Here is a 255-nt window from a genome sequence, read left to right on the forward strand (position 1 = left end):
TTACCGCCGTGAAAGGGCGGTGTCTTAACCGCTTGACCAAGGAGCCATGGCTCCACAGGTAGGACTCGAACCTACGACCGATCGGTTAACAGCCGATAGCTCTACCACTGAGCTACTGTGGAATAATTATATATTTGCCTGGCAACGTCCTACTCTAGCGGAACGTTAGTCCGACTACCATCGGCGCTAAGGAGCTTAACTTCTGTGTTCGGCATGGGAACAGGTGTGACCTCCTTGCCATTGTCACCAGACAAA

Annotated in this window: 1 tRNA gene and 1 rRNA gene; both read right to left on the reverse strand. The window is 51.8% G+C overall.

Going from position 1 to position 255, the window contains the following annotated elements:
- Window positions 1-47: 47 nt before the first annotated feature.
- A tRNA-Asn gene (locus tag ACJQQZ_RS12615) sits at window positions 48-122 on the reverse strand.
- A 14-nt stretch (window positions 123-136) separates the two neighbouring features.
- Window positions 137-251 (reverse strand): 5S ribosomal RNA (rrf, locus tag ACJQQZ_RS12620).
- Between the last annotated feature and the right edge of the window lie 4 nt (window positions 252-255).

Origin of the sequence: Staphylococcus sp. KUGN1, assembly GCF_045984185.1 — a bacterium.
Lineage (GTDB): Bacteria > Bacillota > Bacilli > Staphylococcales > Staphylococcaceae > Staphylococcus > Staphylococcus warneri_A.